Below are 15,041 nucleotides of genomic sequence, written 5' to 3' on the forward strand. Positions count from 1 at the left end.
CCGCGTTACAAGCGTGGCAGGAACAGGGGACGATCGATGGCAGCACATGGTGAGCCGATGCCGATGGTGTCGCGCCGCGGCACGGGGCTGAAGGGCCGGGCCGAGGTTCCGGGCGACAAGTCGGTCTCGCATCGCGCGCTGATCCTTGGCGCGCTCGCCGTGGGCGAGACCCGCGTGACCGGCCTGCTCGAAGGGCAGGACGTGCTGGACACCGCCGCCGCGATGCGGGCCTTCGGCGCGCAGGTGGAGCGGACGGGCGAGGGCGCCTGGTCGATCCACGGCGTCGGCACCGGCGGCTTCGCCGAGCCCGAGGACGTCATCGACTGCGGCAATTCCGGCACCGGGGTGCGGCTGATCATGGGCGCCGCCGCGACCTCGCCCATCACCGCGACCTTCACCGGCGATGCCTCGCTGCGCTCGCGCCCGATGGGGCGTGTGACCGATCCGCTGGCGCTGTTTGGCGCCGCGGCTGTGGGGCGCGAGGGCGGGCGGCTGCCGCTGACGCTAATCGGCGCGCGCGATCCGCAGCCGGTGCGCTACACCGTCCCGGTGCCGAGCGCGCAGGTGAAATCCGCCGTCCTCCTCGCCGGCCTCGGCGCGCCGGGGCAGACGCAGGTGATCGAGCGCGAGGCGACGCGCGATCACACGGAGCGGATGCTGGCCGGCTTCGGCGCCGAGATCACGGTCGAAGAGGGGCCCGAGGGGCGCGTCATCACCCTGACCGGCCAGCCGGAGCTGCGCCCGCAGAGCATCGCCGTGCCGCGCGATCCCTCGTCCGCGGCCTTCCCGGTCTGCGCGGCGCTGATCGCCGAAGGCTCCGACGTGCTGGTGCCGGGGATCGGGCTGAACCCGACCCGCGCCGGCCTTTACGAGACGCTGCGTGAGATGGGCGCCGACCTGACCTACGAGAACCCCCGCGACGAGGGTGGAGAGCCGGTGGCCGACCTGCGCGCCCGCTTCTCCGGCGCCATGCGCGGGATCGAGGTCCCGCCCGAGCGCGCGGCCAGCATGATCGACGAATACCCCGTGCTTTCGGTCGTCGCCGCCTGCGCCGAGGGGCCGACGGTGATGCGCGGCGTGGGCGAGCTGCGGGTCAAGGAAAGCGACCGGATCGACGCCATGGCGCAGGGGCTGCGCGCCTGCGGCGTCGAGGTCGAGGAGGGCGAGGACTGGTGGATCGTCCATGGCCTCGGCGCCGGCGGCGTGCCGGGCGGGGCGCGGGTCGAAAGCCGGCTCGATCACCGGATCGCCATGGCCTTTCTGGTGCTGGGCCTCGCCAGCCAGCGGGCGGTGACGGTCGATGACGGGCAGCCGATCGCGACCTCCTTCCCGATCTTCGAGCCGCTGATGACCGGCCTCGGCGCCGCGATCGCGCGCAGCAATGGCTGACGGCGTGGTGACCGCAGAGCAGCGCCGCAAGCGGCGGCGGCAGATCACCGTGGCCACCGTGCTGGGCTTTCTGGCGGCGGTGCGCCTCTTCGAGGCCTATGCCGGCACGCCGCCGCAGTTCTAGAACGCCCGGGCCGACGGGCCCGGGACGAGAGGGGAGGCGCAGATGATCTTCACCGTGGCCATCGACGGGCCCGCGGCGGCGGGCAAGGGCACGATCGGCCGGGCCGTGGCCCAACGCTTCGGCTTTCGCCACCTCGACACTGGTCTTCTCTACCGCGCCGTGGGCGCGCTGGTGCTGGAGGGGGCGGAGCCCATCGCCGCGGCGCAGGCGTTGAAGCCCGAGGCGCTGGAGAAGCCGAGCCTGCGGACCTCTGCCGTCGGCCAGGCGGCGAGCGAGGTCGCCGTGATCCCCGAGGTGCGCGCGGCGCTGCTCGAGTTCCAGCGGGCCTTCGCCCGCTCCGAGGGCGGGGCGGTGCTGGACGGGCGGGACATCGGCACGGTGATCTGCCCCGAGGCCGAGGTGAAGCTTTTCGTGACCGCCAGCGCCGAGCGGCGCGCCGAGCGGCGGCATGCGGAGCTGCTGGGCCGCGGCTTCGAGAGCGATCCGGCGGAGGTGCTGGCCGAGGTGCGCGCCCGCGACGCCCGCGACAGCGCGCGCGACGTGGCGCCGCTGGTGCCCGCGGCCGACGGCGTGACGCTGGATACCTCGGACATCGGGGCGGAGGAGGCCGTGGCGCGGGCCGTGGCGCTGGTCGAAGGGAAGCTCGGCCGGGGCTGAGGGCGCCTTTCCCGCTGGCGGCAGCGCTGCGGTGGCGGTTGCAGCGGGGGCCAGCCCCCGCACCCCCGGGATATTTTCAAAGAAAAGAAGGGGCGCGCGCTTAACCGGCGAGAGCCTCGGCGCAGGCCCGCTCGTGTGCTGTGGCGGCCTCTTGCAGGAGGTCGGCGAGGGGGGCGACATGCGGGCCGAGGCTGCGCCAGCTGCCTGGAGCGCTGCGCCAGATCGGCTGGCGCACCTGGTGCGCGCTGGCGGTGCGCACCTCTCCTGTCGCGCCGCTGTAGGACAGGCAGGCGGGATCGGCGGGCAGGCCGAGGCCGGTCAGGATGCGGCGGGTCTCGGCCTCGGGGCGGGCGGTCAGCACCTCGTAGAGGGTGGTCTGGATGCGGTCCGGGAAGACCGCCTTCCAGTGCTGCATCATCGCCTCGGTCAGCTGGCTGCGGGTGGCGATATCCTCCATCGCATAGGCGAAGTCATTGCCCTGGCTGAAGCGCATCCGCCAGATCGAGGCGGCGCAGGCGATGGGATCGCGCCGGATGTGGATCACCCGCGCCTCCGGCAGCGCGGCCAGCGCGAAGCCCGCGACGAGGGCATTGCCGGGCATCTTGTCGACCAGCACGGGCGCATCGCCACGGGCGGCGGCGGTCAGCGCGGCCATGTAGGTCCGACCGAGGTGGTTCAGGGCCTCCGGCGTCCAGGCCGCGAGGCGGCTGTCCAGCGCCGGCACCTGGGCTGTGAGGGTATCCTGTTCGCCCAAGCCCTCGATCATCGGATGGGCGTCGAGGATGCGTTCGAGCAGGGTCGTGCCGGAGCGGGGCATCCCGACGATCAGCACGACGCGGCAGGGCTGCGCCTGCGTCGCGAAGCCTGGGGGCAGGCGATCCGCCATGGCCCGCACCCGCGCCGCGAGCGCGGCCTCGTCGTGCGGGTGGCTTTGCCGGTGCAGGGCGTTCCCGGTCTCGAGCCGGGCGAAGGCCTCCGGCAGGTCGCCGCGGTGAAGGGCGGTATCGGCCAGCGCGAAGGCGAGCATCTCGCGGTCCATGTCGGGGCGCTGCGCATCGCGGCCGTCGCCTTCGAGCGCGGCCCGCAGCGCCGGCTCCTGGTTGAGATCGGTCAGCGCGGCGAGGTTCAGCCAAGCACCGGCGAAGCGGTCCTTGCCTGAAACGGCGGCGCGAAAGGCCTGCTCCGCCCCCGCGAGATCGCCCAGGACCTGCCGCATCAGCCCGAGGTTGTTGGCGATGCGCCCGTCCCCGGGGCGCAGCGGCGCGGCCCGTGCCAGCAGCGCCTCCGCCTGCGCGGTCTCGCCGGCGCGGAAGCGGGCCAGCGCCTCCTGCGCCATCAGGTCCGGATCGTCCGGATGCGCGCGGCGCGGCGCCGCCAGCCGCGCCGGCACCTGCGCGTCGAGGCCGAGGTGGCCCAAGGCCTGCGCCTCTGCGAGGGCGAGGGCGGGATCGGCGGGGTGGTGGGCGGAAAGCGGTTGCAGGAGGGCCAGCGCCTGCTGCCAGTGCCCCGCCTGTCCGAGGGCGGCGGCACTGGAGAGGACCTGCCGGCGCTGGGCGCCGTCCATGGCGCGCAGCATGGCGCGCGCCGGTCCATTGGCGGGATGGCGCCCCAGGATCGCCATGCAGGCGAGGACGCCCTGCACCGGGCTGTCCTTCATCGCCTGCTCTGCCCTGCGCAGATCTGCCCGCACCGCCATCGCCGCGCCTTTCGCTTGCCCTCCGGGGCAGGCTAGGAGCCGATTGGTTGACGATGGGTGAAGATGCGGCGGCGCAAGATGCTTGATCGAGGGGGACGCGGCGTCTATATGGCGCCTGTCGAAGCGGCGGTGACGGTCGCGGACCAGAGGAGTGAGCAGGGTCGGAATTCTACCGGCCCTGTGCGTTCGTTTTCCGGCTTGTCACGATGCTTCGCGCTCATCAGCTAAAGACCGGCGGACCCAACCGCCCGGCCCGCATACAAACCCTGAAAAGGACATTCATGCCCGCTAACGCATCCATGGAGGACTTCGAAGCCCTCCTGAACGAGAGCTTCGAGATCGACACCCCCACCGAGGGAAGCGTCGTCAAGGGCCGTGTGCTCGCCGTCGAGGCAGGCCAGGCCATCATCGATGTCGGCTACAAGATGGAAGGCCGCGTCGATCTGAAGGAATTCGCCTCGCCCGGCGAAACCCCCGACCTCAAGCCCGGCGACGAAGTCGAAGTCTACCTTCGCTCCGCCGAGAACGCGCGCGGCGAAGCCGTCATCAGCCGTGAGATGGCGCGCCGCGAAGAGGCCTGGGATCGCCTGGAGAAGGCCTACGCCGACGAGCAGCGCGTCGACGGCGCGATCTTCGGCCGCGTCAAGGGCGGCTTCACGGTCGACCTCGGCGGCGCCGTGGCCTTCCTGCCCGGCTCTCAGGTGGATGTGCGCCCGGTGCGCGATGCCGGCCCGCTCATGGGCCTCAAGCAGCCGTTCCAGATCCTCAAGATGGACCGCCGCCGCGGCAACATCGTCGTCTCGCGCCGCGCGATCCTCGAGGAAAGCCGTGCCGAGCAGCGTGCCGAGGTCATCGCCAACCTGCATGAAGGTCAGGTCGTCGACGGCGTGGTCAAGAACATCACCGAATACGGCGCCTTCGTCGATCTCGGCGGTGTGGACGGCCTGCTGCACGTCACCGACATGGCCTGGCGCCGCGTGAACCACCCCTCGGAGATCCTGGCGATCGGCGAGACCGTCAAGGTCCAGGTCATCAAGATCAACAAGGAAACCCACCGCATCAGCCTCGGCATGAAGCAGCTGCAGGACGATCCGTGGGATTCGGTCGAGGTCAAGTTCCCGATCGAGAGCGTGCATACCGGCCGCGTGACCAACATCACCGACTACGGCGCCTTCGTGGAGCTGGAGCCGGGCGTCGAGGGTCTGGTCCACGTCTCGGAAATGAGCTGGACCAAGAAGAACGTCCATCCGGGCAAGATCGTCTCCACCTCGCAAGAGGTCGAAGTGATGGTCCTGGAGATCGACACCCAGAAGCGCCGTGTCTCGCTTGGCCTCAAGCAGACCCAGCGCAACCCCTGGGAAGTCTTCGCCGAGACGCATCCCGCCGGCACCGAGGTCGAGGGCGAGGTCAAGAACATCACCGAGTTCGGTCTGTTCGTTGGTCTCGACGGCGACATCGACGGCATGGTCCACCTCAGCGACCTGACCTGGGAAGGTCGCGGCGAGGATGTCATCAACGACTTCCGCAAGGGCGACATCGTCAAGGCGAAGGTCACCGAGGTCGACACCGACAAGGAGCGCATCTCGCTCTCGATCAAGGCTCTGGAAAACGATCCCTTCCAGGAAGCCGTTGGCGGCGTGAAGCGCGGCCAGATCATCACCGTCGAGGTGACGAAGATCGAGGATGGCGGCATCGAGGTGGACTACGAGGGCATGAAGTCCTTCATCCGCCGCTCCGACCTGTCGCGTGACCGCGCCGAGCAGCGCCCCGAGCGCTTCGGCACGGGCGACAAGGTGGACGTCCGCGTCACCAACGTCGATCCCAAGACCCGCCGCCTGGGCCTGTCGATCAAGGCGCGCGAGATCGCCGAAGAGAAGGAAGCGGTCGAGCAGTACGGCTCCTCCGATTCGGGTGCTTCGCTGGGCGACATCCTCGGCGCCGCGCTCAAGCGCGACGACGACTGATCGATCCGCTAAGGGTGCCCCGCGGGGCACCGGCAAGAGGGGCGTCCCGCAGCCGCGGGGCGCCCCTTTTTCGTGCCGCGGCGGCGGCTGGCGCCGCGCCGCCCCGCTGCAAGTGTCGAAAACCGTTGGCCTTCCGGGCGGTTTTGACCCAAACTGACTGACGTCGGGACTGGGCTGCCGTCTGCCCCGCGCTATAATGTCCATCGTCACCCCGACGGGTGGCATAGCTGTCTGCCACAGGGCGCCGGGGGGCGGGATGATCCGATCTGAGCTGGTCCAGAAGATCGCCGACGAGAATCCGCGCCTGTCGCAGCGCGACGTGGAGCGCATCGTGAACACGATCTTCGATCAGGTGACGGAGGCCATGGCGCAGGGGCACCGGGTGGAACTTCGCGGCTTCGGCGCGTTTTCCGTCAAGAAGCGCGACGGCCGGATCGGGCGCAACCCGCGCACTGGAGAGGCCGTTGAAGTCGAGGAGAAGCACGTCCCCTTCTTCAAGGCCGGCAAGCTGCTGCGCGAACGTCTGAACGGGAATGAGGCCGGCGAATGAAAAGCATCCGATACATCTTCTGGGGCCTCGTGGCCCTTTGCCTGATCGTGCTGGGGCTGGCGAACCGCGGGTTCGTCACCCTGCGCCTCCTGCCCGAGCCGCTGGCCCGTCTCTTCGGCTTCACCGGCGAGACCTCTCTGCCGCTGTACCTCGTGATCCTGCTGGGCGTGGCGCTGGGGCTGCTTATCGGCTTTGTCTGGGAATGGCTGCGCGAGTACCGCTTCCGCGCCGATGCCCGCATGCGCCAGCGCGAGATCGAGCGTCTCGAACGCGAGATCGACCGCCTGCGCGCCGACCGGGTGGAGCGGGACGAGGTCGTCGCCCTGGCACCGGGCGGATCGACCGCCGTCGCGACCCGCTAGATGCCGGCCCGTCTGCAAGTGACGCGCCCACCGGTCTCGGCGGGATCGGTTGCCGTGAAGATCTGCGGCATCACCGACGAGGCCGGCATCGATGCCGCTGCCGAGGCCGGCGCACGCTATATCGGCCTGAACTTTTTTCCGCCCTCGCCGCGGTATGCCGCGCCCGAGCGGGCCGCCGTGCTGGCCGCGCATGCGCCGTTGGGGCTGGCGAAGGTCGCGCTGCTGGTCGATCCGGACGATGCCGCGCTGGACGTCGTCCTCGACGTCGTGCCCATCGACATGATCCAGCTGCACGGCCACGAATCGCCCGAGCGGGTCTCCGAGGTGCGGGCGCGCTACGGGCTGCCGGTGATGAAGGCCATCGGCCTTGCCGGCCCCGAGGACCTGGCACTGCTCGACGCGCATGAGGCCGTGGCGGACCAGCTTCTGGTGGATACCAAGGCGCCGCCGGGCGCGCCGCTCCCGGGCGGCACCGGCATGCCCTTCGACTGGTCGCTGCTGGCCGGGCGCAAGTGGCGCAAGCCATGGATGCTGGCTGGCGGCCTGAAGCCCGAGACGGTGGCCGAGGCGGTGCGCCTGACCGGCGCCCGGCAGGTCGACGTCTCTTCCGGGGTCGAGGTCGCGCGCGGGGTGAAGGACGCGGATCTCATCCGCGCCTTCGTCGCCGCCGCTACCGCCTGATGCCGGAGCAGCCCGAGGGCCTGGTCTTCCGCGAGGCGCGCGCGGGCGATGTTCCCGCGATCGTGGCGATGCTGGCCGAGGATTCCGTTGCGGCGGGCCGCGAGGGCACGGAAATGGCGCCCTACCTCGCCGCCTTCGCCCGGCTGGCCGCCGATCCGCGCGAGACCCTGCTGGTCGGCGAGCAGGGGGGGCGGATCGTCGCGACCTGCCAGCTTTCGGTGCTTGACGGGCTGTCGCGTCAGGGCATGCGCCGCGCCCGGATCGAGGCGGTGCGCGTGCTGCCCGCGCTGCGCGGCCAGCGCATCGGCGCGGCGCTGATCGCCGAGGCCGAGGGCCGGGCCCGCGCGGCGGGCTGCGGTCTGATCGAGCTGACGACCGACATGCGGCGCGAGCGGGCGCATCGCTTCTACGACCGGCTGGGCTACGAGCGCTCGCACTACGGTTTCAAGAAGCCGCTCGGCTAGCCATCGCTTTACGCCTTGCGGCCCGAGGGCTAAGGCTGTGCCGAGACAGTGAGGGAGGCCGCCATGCCCGAAGATCGCCCGAATACCTACAGCGCCGGCCCCGACGAGAGCGGGCGTTTCGGCGATTACGGTGGCCGCTTCGTCTCCGAGACGCTGATGCCGCTGATCCTCGAGCTCGAGGCGGAATATGAGCGCGCGAAGACCGACGCCGATTTCTGGGCCGAGATGGACTTCCTCTGGAAGCATTACGTCGGCCGTCCCAGCCCGCTGTATCACGCCGAGCGTCTGACCGAGCGGTTGGGTGGCGCGAAGATCTACATGAAGCGCGACGAGCTGAACCACACCGGCGCGCACAAGATCAACAACGTGCTGGGGCAGATCCTGCTGGCCCGCCGCATGGGCAAGACCCGCATCATCGCCGAGACCGGCGCCGGCCAGCACGGCGTCGCCACCGCGACGGTCTGCGCCAAGTTCGGCCTGAAATGCGTCGTCTACATGGGCGCCCATGACGTCGAGCGGCAGAAGCCCAACGTCTTCCGCATGCGTCTTCTGGGCGCCGAGGTCGTGGCCGTGACGTCCGGGCGTGGCACGCTCAAGGACGCGATGAACGACGCGATGCGGGACTGGGTGACCAATATCGCCGATACCTTCTACTGCATCGGCACCGTCGCCGGCCCGCACCCCTACCCGGCCATGGTCCGCGACTTCCAGTCGATCATCGGCAAGGAGGTGCGCGAGCAGATGCAGGAGGCCGAGGGCCGTCTGCCCGACACGCTGGTCGCGGCGATCGGCGGCGGGTCGAACGCCATGGGCCTGTTCCACCCCTTCCTCGACGATCCCGAGGTCTCGATCATCGGGGTCGAGGCCGGCGGCAAGGGCGTGAGCGAGAAGATGGAGCATTGCGCCTCGCTTACCGGGGGGCGGCCGGGCGTGCTGCACGGCAACAAGACCTACCTGCTGCAGGACGACGACGGGCAGATCCTCGAAGGGTTCAGCATCTCGGCGGGCCTCGATTATCCCGGCATCGGGCCGGAACACGCCTGGCTGCACGATACGGGGCGGGCGCAATACGTCTCGATCACCGATGCCGAGGCGCTGGAGGCGTTCCAGCTGTCCTGCGCGACCGAGGGCATCATCCCCGCGCTGGAGCCGAGCCATGCGCTCGCCCACGTCATGAAGATCGCGCCCTCGCTGCCGCAGGACCATCTGCTGGTGATGAACATGTGCGGCCGGGGCGACAAGGACATCTTCGCCGTTGCGCAGCACCTGGGCGTCGATATCGCCTGAGCGCTGCCTGTCCCCCGGGGTTCTGCGGGCGCCTCACCCCCGCCTCACGCGGACGTGTCCTCCGGGGCGTGATCGCGGGGGAGGGGGGAGAGCGTTGTATGAGCAAAGGACCCAGGAGGATACCTTATGTTCAAGATTCTGACGACGACCGCTTGTGCCACCGCCCTGCTGACCGGCGCCGCTGCCGCGCAGGAGACGGAGACGATGGAAACCGAAGGGATGAGCATGACCACCGGCTCGACCGTGGTCTTTCCTTCCGTGACTGCCTCTTCTAGCGGCTACATCGTGATTCACGAGACTGAGAACGGCGAGCTTGTCGTGCCGCAGTCGATCGGCCATGCGCCGGTCAGCGCCGGCGCCAATGCCGATGTCTCGGTGATGACGGACGTCCCGCTGACGCCGGGCGCCGAGTATATCGCCATGCTCCACGAGGAGACCAACGGCAACGACACCTACGACTTTGGCGTCGGGTCGGTCGATGTGGATACGCCGGTGCTCGCCAATGGCGCGCCCGTCACCGTCCCTTTCACCGCGCCGATGGCGGGTGAGGCAATGGGCGATGAGACCGCCATGGCAGAGGATGCCGACGACATGGCCGATGAGGACATGAGCGCCGGCGGCGACATGGACGAGGGCATGGAGACGGACGCCCCCGACGCCACCTCCGACATGGAGGGCGACAGCACCGACGCCGCTCTCGACACGCCGCTGCTCGATCTCGCCGGGATGAGCGCCTCGGCCCAGACGGTGACCGTGCCGACCGTGGTCGCTGCGCAGGACGGCTACATCGTCCTGCATGCGACGGATGCAGAGGGCGCGCCGGTCGTGCCGCAGTCGCTGGGCAGCGAGCCTGTGGCCGCCGGGATGAACGAGGACGTCACCATCACCACGGATGAGGAACTGGTGCCCGGCGCGCGTTACATCGTGATGCTGCATGCCGAGACGAACGGCAACGGCACCTACGACTTCGGCGAAGGATCGACGGATGTCGACACGCCGGTCGTCGTGGACGGCGCGCCGCTGATGGTGCCCTTCGACATGGCCGAGTGACACCGGATCATCGCCCCTCATGGCGATAAGGCCGAAGGCGCCCCCGCGGGAGAGACCCGCGGGGGCGCTTGTCGTTTGGGGGCGGTCCTACTTGAAGCGGTCGGCCAGCTTCTGCAGCGGGGTGCGGCGATCCGGCTCTGCCGCGGAGGGCGCCTTGGCGGCGGCGGGGGCAGGGGCAGGGGCTGCGGCCGGCGCCTCCTTCCCGCCGCGGGTGCCGCCGCCGGAGCGGGCCGGCGTCAGCCGCCGCGCCACGGCGTTGAGGAAACCCGGCCCGTCGCCAGAGGCCAACTCCTCGGCGCCGTCAGAGATGCCGCGCATCATGTCGTCCAGCCACTCCTCATCGGCGCGCGGGAAGTCGTGCAGCACGTAGCCCGGCACGGCGTCCTTGTTGCCCGGATGGCCGACGCCCAGGCGGACGCGGTGATACTCTTCGCCGATGTGCTGGTGCAGGGAGCGCAGGCCGTTGTGCCCGGCGTGCCCGCCGCCGGTCTTGAGCTTGAGCTTGCCGGGCGCGAGGTCGATCTCGTCGTGCAGGACGATGACCTGCGGCGGGTTCATCTTGTGAAACCGCATCGCCGCGCCGACGGACTGGCCCGAGAGGTTCATGAAGGTGCCGGGCTTCAGCAGCAGAACCTTTTCCGGGCCCAGCCGGCCTTCCGCGATCTCGCCCTGGAACTTCGCCCGCCAGGGCGAGAAGCCGTGGTCGGCGGCGATGCGGTCGACGGCCATGAAGCCGATGTTGTGGCGGTTGCGCGCATATTGCGCGCCGGGATTTCCCAGACCGACGATCAGTCGCATGATGTCACCCTGAACTGGGGCCGGCGCGGAAGGGCCGGCGATGGGGAAGGGGGCCTGATATGCGAACGGGGCCCGAAGGCCCCGCTCATGTCAACCGGCGATGGGGCCTGGGATCAGGCCTCGTCGCCCTCGGTCTCGGCTTCCGGGGTCTCGGCCTCGGCCTCGTCCTCGGCTTCCGCCTCGGCGGACTGCAGGCTCGACGGCGCCTGGATGTTGGCGATGACGAAGTCACGCTCGATCGTGGCCTTCGCGCCCGACGGCAGGGTCACGTCCGAGATGTGGATCGTGTCGCCGATTTCCTTGCCGGTCAGATCGACGACGATCTGCTCGGGGATGTCGCCGGCGACGACGTTCAGCTCGACCTCGGGGCGGACCACGGTCAGCACGCCGCCACGCTTGAGGCCGGGGGCCGCATCGTGGTTCTCGAACTCGACGTGGATGAAGAGGTTGATCCGGCTGGTGCGGCGCAGGCGCATCAGGTCGAGGTGGGTCGGCAGGTCCTTCACGATGTCGCGCTGGATGCCGCGGCAGATGACGCGCACGTCGTCCTGGCCTTCGACCTTCAGGTTGAACAGCGTCGACATGAAGCGGCCGGCCTTCAGGCGCTTCATCAGGACGTTGAAGGGGATGTTGATGGGCAGCGGATCGACGCCGCCACCATAAACGATACCAGGCACGGCGCCGTCACGGCGAGCTTGGCGGGCGGCCCCCTTGCCTGTCCCCGCGCGTGCGCTGGCGACGAGATCCGGAATCTCTTTGGCCATGTTCACAATCCTTATAAACGAGGGCCATCCTCCAAGGGTGTATGGCCCGGTGAAGCGCTGCCTGTAGCGAGTTCGGGGCTGATTGTGAAGGGGTAAGGGGCGCCTCGGGGCGGTGGTTTTCTGGACAGCCGCGCCCGCGCCGCCTATGCTTCGCGCCGCGAGGACGACCTCCCCCCATCGGGGCATCATGCCGGGACGGCCCGGCCCAACGGATGGGGACGATCATGCGCACCGCCCGCGACCGCATCAGGCATGCCGTCAGCTTCGAGATCATCGGCCTTCTGATCGTCGTGCCGCTCGGGGCCCTTGGCCTTGGGTTTCACGCCGCGGATCTGGGGGTGATCGCGATCACCGCCTCTCTCGTCGCGACGGGCTGGAACTACCTTTACAACCTGCTGTTCGACCGCGCGATGCGGCGCTGGCGCGGCACGGTCCAGAAGACGGTGCCGATCCGGGTGCTGCATGCCGTACTTTTCGAGGGCGGGCTGCTGGTTGTCACGCTGCCGCTGATCGCCCTGACCCTTGGCGTCGGGCTATGGCAGGCGCTGCTGCTCGATCTGGCGCTGGTGCTTTTTTACCTGGTCTATGCCTTCGTCTTCAACTGGGCCTACGACCGCATCTTCCCGCTGCCCGAGGGCGCCTGATCCGGCACCCCGTAGGGATCGCCCAGCCAGTCGCCCTCGAAATCCTTGGGGATCAGCACGTTGCTGGCGTCGAAGTCGCGGATGTCGCGGCGGCCGCAGAAGGCCATGGTGAAATCGGCCTCCTTGGCGATGATCTCGAGCGCCTGTGTGACCCCGGCCTCGCCCATGGCGCCGAGGCCGTAGAGCCAGGCGCGGCCGATCATCGTCGCATCGGCCCCCAGCGCCAGCGCGCGCAGCATGTCCTGCCCCGAGCGGATGCCCCCATCGAGCCAGAGCGGCATGTCCGGCCCCACGGCGCGGCGGATCGCCGGCAGCGCCCGGATCGTCGAGAGCGCGCCGTCAAGCTGCCGCCCGCCGTGGTTCGACACGATGATCGCATCGGCGCCCACCTCGGCGGCCCGCCGCGCGTCCTCGGGGTCGAGAATGCCCTTGAGGATGAACTTGCCGCCCCATTTTTCCTTCAGCTTGCGGACCTTCTCCCAGTCGAGCTGCGGGTCGAACTGGCGGTTGGTCCAGTTCGACAGATCGGCGATATTGCCGACCTCGCTGGTATGGCCGACGACATTGGCGAAGCTGCGCCGCGTCGTGCGGGCCATGCCATAGGCCCAGCGCCAGCGCCGCGACATGTCGAGCATGGTCGCCGGCGTCAGCTTCGGCGGGGTCGAGAGGCCGTTCTTGAGGTCCTTGTGCCGCTGGCCCAGCAGCTGCAGGTCCAGCGTCAGCACCAGGGCCGAGCATCCGGCCCGCTTCGCCCGCTCGATGATGCGGTCGACGAAATCCTCGTCCCGCATCACGTAAAGCTGGAACCAGAAGGGGGCGGAGGTATGCTCCGCCACGTCCTCGATCGAGCAGACCGACATGGTCGAGAGGGTGAAAGGCACGCCGAAGCGTTCGGCGGCGCGGGCGGCCTTGATCTCGCCATCCGCGTTTTGCATGCCCGTCGATCCGACGGGCGAGAGGGCGAGGGGCATCGCCACCTCCTGCCCTAGCATGGTCGACCGAAGGGAGCGGTTCGACATGTCCACCGCGACGCGCTGGCGAAAGCGAATGCGCTGAAAGTCCGAGACGTTGTCGCGGAAGGTCTGCTCGCTCCAGGATCCGCTTTCGCAGTAGTCGAAGAACATCTTCGGCACCCGGCGGCGGTGCAGGCGCTTCAGATCGTCGATGGTTGTGATGACGGGCATGATCGCTGCGGCCTCCCCTCCGCACGGGCCTCAGGCGCTATGCGCGCCCTCGGCCAGGGTCCTGACGAAATCGAGCACCTCGGAGACCGGCTTGCCGTCCGCGATCTGGCTCACGATGGCCGATCCGACGACGGCGCCGTCGGCGACCTCGGCGATGGCCTTGGCGGTGCCGGGGCTGCGGATGCCGAAGCCGACGATGATCGGCAGGTCCGTCGCGCGCTTGATCCGCGCGACCTCGGGCCCGACGGTATCGGCCTGCGCCTCGGCCGAGCCGGTGATGCCGTTGATCGAGACGTAGTACACGAAGCCGGAGGTGTTCTGCAGCACGCGGGGCAGGCGGCGGTCGTCGGTCGTCGGCGTCGCGAGGCGGATGAAGTCGATGCCGGCGGCCTGCGCGGGCAGGCAGAGCTCGGCGTCCTCTTCGGGCGGCAAGTCGACGACGATCAGCCCGTCGATCCCGGCCTCCGCCGCCTCTGCGAGGAAGCGGTCGACGCCGCGGCTGAAGATCGGGTTGTAGTAGCCCATCATCACGATCGGCGTCGTCTGGTCGGTCTCGCGCAGGGCGCGGGCGATGCCCAGCGTCTTGTCCAGCGTCTGCCCGCCGGCCAGCGCGCGCTGGCCCGCCTTCTGGATCGTCGATCCGTCGGCCATGGGATCGGTGAAGGGCTGGCCCAGCTCGATGATGTCGACGCCGGCGCCGGGCAGCCCCTTCACGATCTCGGTCGAGGTCTCGAGGTCGGGATCGCCCGCCATGACATAGGCAACGAAAGCCTTTCGGCCTTCGGATTTCAGCCGTGCGAAGGTATCGTCGATCCGTGTCATGCCCGCTCCTTGCTGATCGGCAAAGGGATGCGCCACGGCGGCGGAAAGATCAATGCCGCCGCCGGATCGCGCGAAAACGAAACCGGATCGGGCCGGGATGCGTAGCTACCCCATGACGCAGCGGAAAGGAGCCCAGCCATGCGCCGCATCCTCATAGCCCTGACGATCCTGCTTCTGCCCCTTGGCGCCGCGCGCGCGCAGGAGGACGGGCCGCGCGGCGTGATCTCCGGCCAACTTCAGGCCTTCAACGATGGCGATATCGCCCGCGCCTGGGGCTTTGCCAGCGAGGGGATCCGAGGCCTTTTCGGCACGCAGCGCAACTTCGGCACCATGGTGCAGCGCGGCTATCCCATGGTCTGGAACAACGAAGGCGCGCGCTTCGCCGGCACGCGCGAGGCGGAGGGCGCGCTGTATCAGCGGGTTCTGGTCGAGGATGCGCAGGGCCGGCTCCACCTGCTGGAATACCGCATGATCGAGACGCCCGAGGGCTGGCGCATCGACGGCGTCGCGCTGCTGCCGGCGCCCGACCTTGCCGTCTAGCCGTTGCGCGCCCTGCCGCGCGGCCGCGCGGCGCTGTCGGACCTTCTGAACCCCTGACCCGGTAG

At 69.6% G+C, this 15,041-nt stretch carries 17 protein-coding genes; 12 read left to right on the plus strand and 5 right to left on the minus strand.

The window, feature by feature from the left end; genetic code table 11:
* The first annotated feature begins 36 nt into the window (after positions 1-36).
* Genes aroA through DFP88_RS11430 form a run of 3 tightly spaced genes read left to right on the plus strand, consistent with a single transcriptional unit; the run spans position 37 to position 2,170 of the window.
* A complete protein-coding gene (gene aroA / locus DFP88_RS11425) occupies positions 37-1,389 on the plus strand; it encodes a 3-phosphoshikimate 1-carboxyvinyltransferase (protein WP_110814604.1) in 1,353 nt (450 codons plus the stop codon).
* The gene (locus DFP88_RS17475) at positions 1,382-1,513 is read left to right on the plus strand and encodes a hypothetical protein (protein WP_281268175.1); all 132 of its coding nucleotides are present in this window, start codon (positions 1,382-1,384) and stop codon (positions 1,511-1,513) included. Before aroA ends, DFP88_RS17475 begins: the two co-directional genes overlap by 8 nt.
* A 42-nt stretch (positions 1,514-1,555) precedes the next feature.
* Positions 1,556-2,170, plus strand: coding sequence for a (d)CMP kinase (locus DFP88_RS11430; RefSeq protein ID WP_110814605.1), 615 nt, complete (start codon positions 1,556-1,558; stop codon positions 2,168-2,170).
* A gap of 100 nt (positions 2,171-2,270) precedes the next feature.
* Here the strand turns inward: DFP88_RS11430 and DFP88_RS11435 are convergent, their stop codons facing one another.
* The gene (locus DFP88_RS11435; protein WP_110814606.1) at positions 2,271-3,866 is read right to left on the minus strand and encodes a tetratricopeptide repeat-containing sulfotransferase family protein; all 1,596 of its coding nucleotides are present in this window, start codon (positions 3,864-3,866) and stop codon (positions 2,271-2,273) included.
* A 206-nt stretch (positions 3,867-4,072) separates the two neighbouring features.
* On the opposite strand from DFP88_RS11435, the gene rpsA reads away from it, so the two are divergent.
* The 7 genes from rpsA (at position 4,073) to DFP88_RS11470 (ending at position 10,224) form a co-directional block, all read left to right on the plus strand.
* The gene (gene rpsA / locus DFP88_RS11440; RefSeq protein ID WP_281268177.1) at positions 4,073-5,830 is read left to right on the plus strand and encodes a 30S ribosomal protein S1; all 1,758 of its coding nucleotides are present in this window, start codon (positions 4,073-4,075) and stop codon (positions 5,828-5,830) included.
* Between the two features lie 256 nt (positions 5,831-6,086).
* A complete protein-coding gene (gene ihfB, locus DFP88_RS11445; RefSeq protein WP_110814608.1) occupies positions 6,087-6,380 on the plus strand; it encodes an integration host factor subunit beta in 294 nt (97 codons plus the stop codon).
* Entirely contained in the window at positions 6,377-6,742 is a 366-nt protein-coding gene (locus tag DFP88_RS11450) for a lipopolysaccharide assembly protein LapA domain-containing protein (RefSeq protein WP_110814609.1), read from the plus strand. The genes ihfB and DFP88_RS11450 overlap by 4 nt, the downstream gene beginning before the upstream one ends.
* Before the next feature lie 18 nt (positions 6,743-6,760).
* A complete protein-coding gene (locus DFP88_RS11455; protein ID WP_245904786.1) occupies positions 6,761-7,423 on the plus strand; it encodes a phosphoribosylanthranilate isomerase in 663 nt (220 codons plus the stop codon).
* A complete protein-coding gene (locus DFP88_RS11460) occupies positions 7,423-7,887 on the plus strand; it encodes a GNAT family N-acetyltransferase (RefSeq protein ID WP_110814611.1) in 465 nt (154 codons plus the stop codon). Before DFP88_RS11455 ends, DFP88_RS11460 begins: the two co-directional genes overlap by 1 nt.
* 63 nt (positions 7,888-7,950) lie before the next feature.
* The gene (gene trpB / locus DFP88_RS11465) at positions 7,951-9,174 is read left to right on the plus strand and encodes a tryptophan synthase subunit beta (RefSeq protein WP_110814612.1); all 1,224 of its coding nucleotides are present in this window, start codon (positions 7,951-7,953) and stop codon (positions 9,172-9,174) included.
* A gap of 126 nt (positions 9,175-9,300) precedes the next feature.
* Positions 9,301-10,224 (plus strand): DUF7282 domain-containing protein, encoded by a 924-nt coding sequence (locus tag DFP88_RS11470; RefSeq protein WP_110814614.1) that lies wholly within the window; start codon positions 9,301-9,303, stop codon positions 10,222-10,224.
* Between the two features lie 87 nt (positions 10,225-10,311).
* Here the strand turns inward: DFP88_RS11470 and pth are convergent, their stop codons facing one another.
* Complete coding sequence (gene pth, locus DFP88_RS11475; RefSeq protein WP_110814616.1) at positions 10,312-11,022, minus strand: aminoacyl-tRNA hydrolase; 711 nt, start codon at positions 11,020-11,022, stop codon at positions 10,312-10,314.
* Positions 11,023-11,135: 113 nt separating this feature from the next.
* On the minus strand, positions 11,136-11,786 hold the full coding sequence (locus tag DFP88_RS11480; protein WP_110814618.1) for a 50S ribosomal protein L25/general stress protein Ctc: 651 nt from the start codon (positions 11,784-11,786) through the stop codon (positions 11,136-11,138).
* Positions 11,787-12,010: 224 nt separating this feature from the next.
* On the opposite strand from DFP88_RS11480, the gene DFP88_RS11485 reads away from it, so the two are divergent.
* Positions 12,011-12,430, plus strand: coding sequence for a PACE efflux transporter (locus tag DFP88_RS11485; RefSeq protein ID WP_110814842.1), 420 nt, complete (start codon positions 12,011-12,013; stop codon positions 12,428-12,430).
* Here DFP88_RS11485 and DFP88_RS11490 read toward each other — a convergent pair.
* Together DFP88_RS11490 and trpA are read right to left on the minus strand one after the other, a co-directional pair.
* The gene (locus tag DFP88_RS11490) at positions 12,394-13,614 is read right to left on the minus strand and encodes an alpha-hydroxy acid oxidase (protein ID WP_110814620.1); all 1,221 of its coding nucleotides are present in this window, start codon (positions 13,612-13,614) and stop codon (positions 12,394-12,396) included. The genes DFP88_RS11485 and DFP88_RS11490 overlap by 37 nt on opposite strands.
* A 30-nt stretch (positions 13,615-13,644) precedes the next feature.
* The gene (trpA, locus tag DFP88_RS11495; RefSeq protein ID WP_110814622.1) at positions 13,645-14,436 is read right to left on the minus strand and encodes a tryptophan synthase subunit alpha; all 792 of its coding nucleotides are present in this window, start codon (positions 14,434-14,436) and stop codon (positions 13,645-13,647) included.
* Positions 14,437-14,574: 138 nt separating this feature from the next.
* On the opposite strand from trpA, the gene DFP88_RS11500 reads away from it, so the two are divergent.
* Entirely contained in the window at positions 14,575-14,976 is a 402-nt protein-coding gene (locus tag DFP88_RS11500) for a DUF4864 domain-containing protein (RefSeq protein WP_110814624.1), read from the plus strand.
* Positions 14,977-15,041 lie beyond the last annotated feature (65 nt).

The sequence above is a fragment of the Pseudoroseicyclus aestuarii genome (genome assembly GCF_003217255.1).
Classification (GTDB): domain Bacteria; phylum Pseudomonadota; class Alphaproteobacteria; order Rhodobacterales; family Rhodobacteraceae; genus Pseudoroseicyclus; species Pseudoroseicyclus aestuarii.

Coding starts and splice junctions, on each gene's coding strand:
- trpB (WP_110814612.1), top strand. CDS start 7,951: ATGCCCGAAGATCGCCCGAATACCTACAGCGCCGGCCCCGACGAGAGC.
- ihfB (WP_110814608.1), top strand. CDS start 6,087: ATGATCCGATCTGAGCTGGTCCAGAAGATCGCCGACGAGAATCCGCGC.
- pth (WP_110814616.1), bottom strand. CDS start 11,022: ATGCGACTGATCGTCGGTCTGGGAAATCCCGGCGCGCAATATGCGCGC.
- DFP88_RS11430 (WP_110814605.1), top strand. CDS start 1,556: ATGATCTTCACCGTGGCCATCGACGGGCCCGCGGCGGCGGGCAAGGGC.
- DFP88_RS11460 (WP_110814611.1), top strand. CDS start 7,423: ATGCCGGAGCAGCCCGAGGGCCTGGTCTTCCGCGAGGCGCGCGCGGGC.
- DFP88_RS11500 (WP_110814624.1), top strand. CDS start 14,575: ATGCGCCGCATCCTCATAGCCCTGACGATCCTGCTTCTGCCCCTTGGC.
- trpA (WP_110814622.1), bottom strand. CDS start 14,436: ATGACACGGATCGACGATACCTTCGCACGGCTGAAATCCGAAGGCCGA.
- DFP88_RS11435 (WP_110814606.1), bottom strand. CDS start 3,866: ATGGCGGTGCGGGCAGATCTGCGCAGGGCAGAGCAGGCGATGAAGGAC.
- DFP88_RS17475 (WP_281268175.1), top strand. CDS start 1,382: ATGGCTGACGGCGTGGTGACCGCAGAGCAGCGCCGCAAGCGGCGGCGG.
- aroA (WP_110814604.1), top strand. CDS start 37: ATGGCAGCACATGGTGAGCCGATGCCGATGGTGTCGCGCCGCGGCACG.
- DFP88_RS11485 (WP_110814842.1), top strand. CDS start 12,011: ATGCGCACCGCCCGCGACCGCATCAGGCATGCCGTCAGCTTCGAGATC.
- DFP88_RS11470 (WP_110814614.1), top strand. CDS start 9,301: ATGTTCAAGATTCTGACGACGACCGCTTGTGCCACCGCCCTGCTGACC.
- rpsA (WP_281268177.1), top strand. CDS start 4,073: ATGCTTCGCGCTCATCAGCTAAAGACCGGCGGACCCAACCGCCCGGCC.
- DFP88_RS11480 (WP_110814618.1), bottom strand. CDS start 11,786: ATGGCCAAAGAGATTCCGGATCTCGTCGCCAGCGCACGCGCGGGGACA.
- DFP88_RS11490 (WP_110814620.1), bottom strand. CDS start 13,614: ATGCCCGTCATCACAACCATCGACGATCTGAAGCGCCTGCACCGCCGC.
- DFP88_RS11450 (WP_110814609.1), top strand. CDS start 6,377: ATGAAAAGCATCCGATACATCTTCTGGGGCCTCGTGGCCCTTTGCCTG.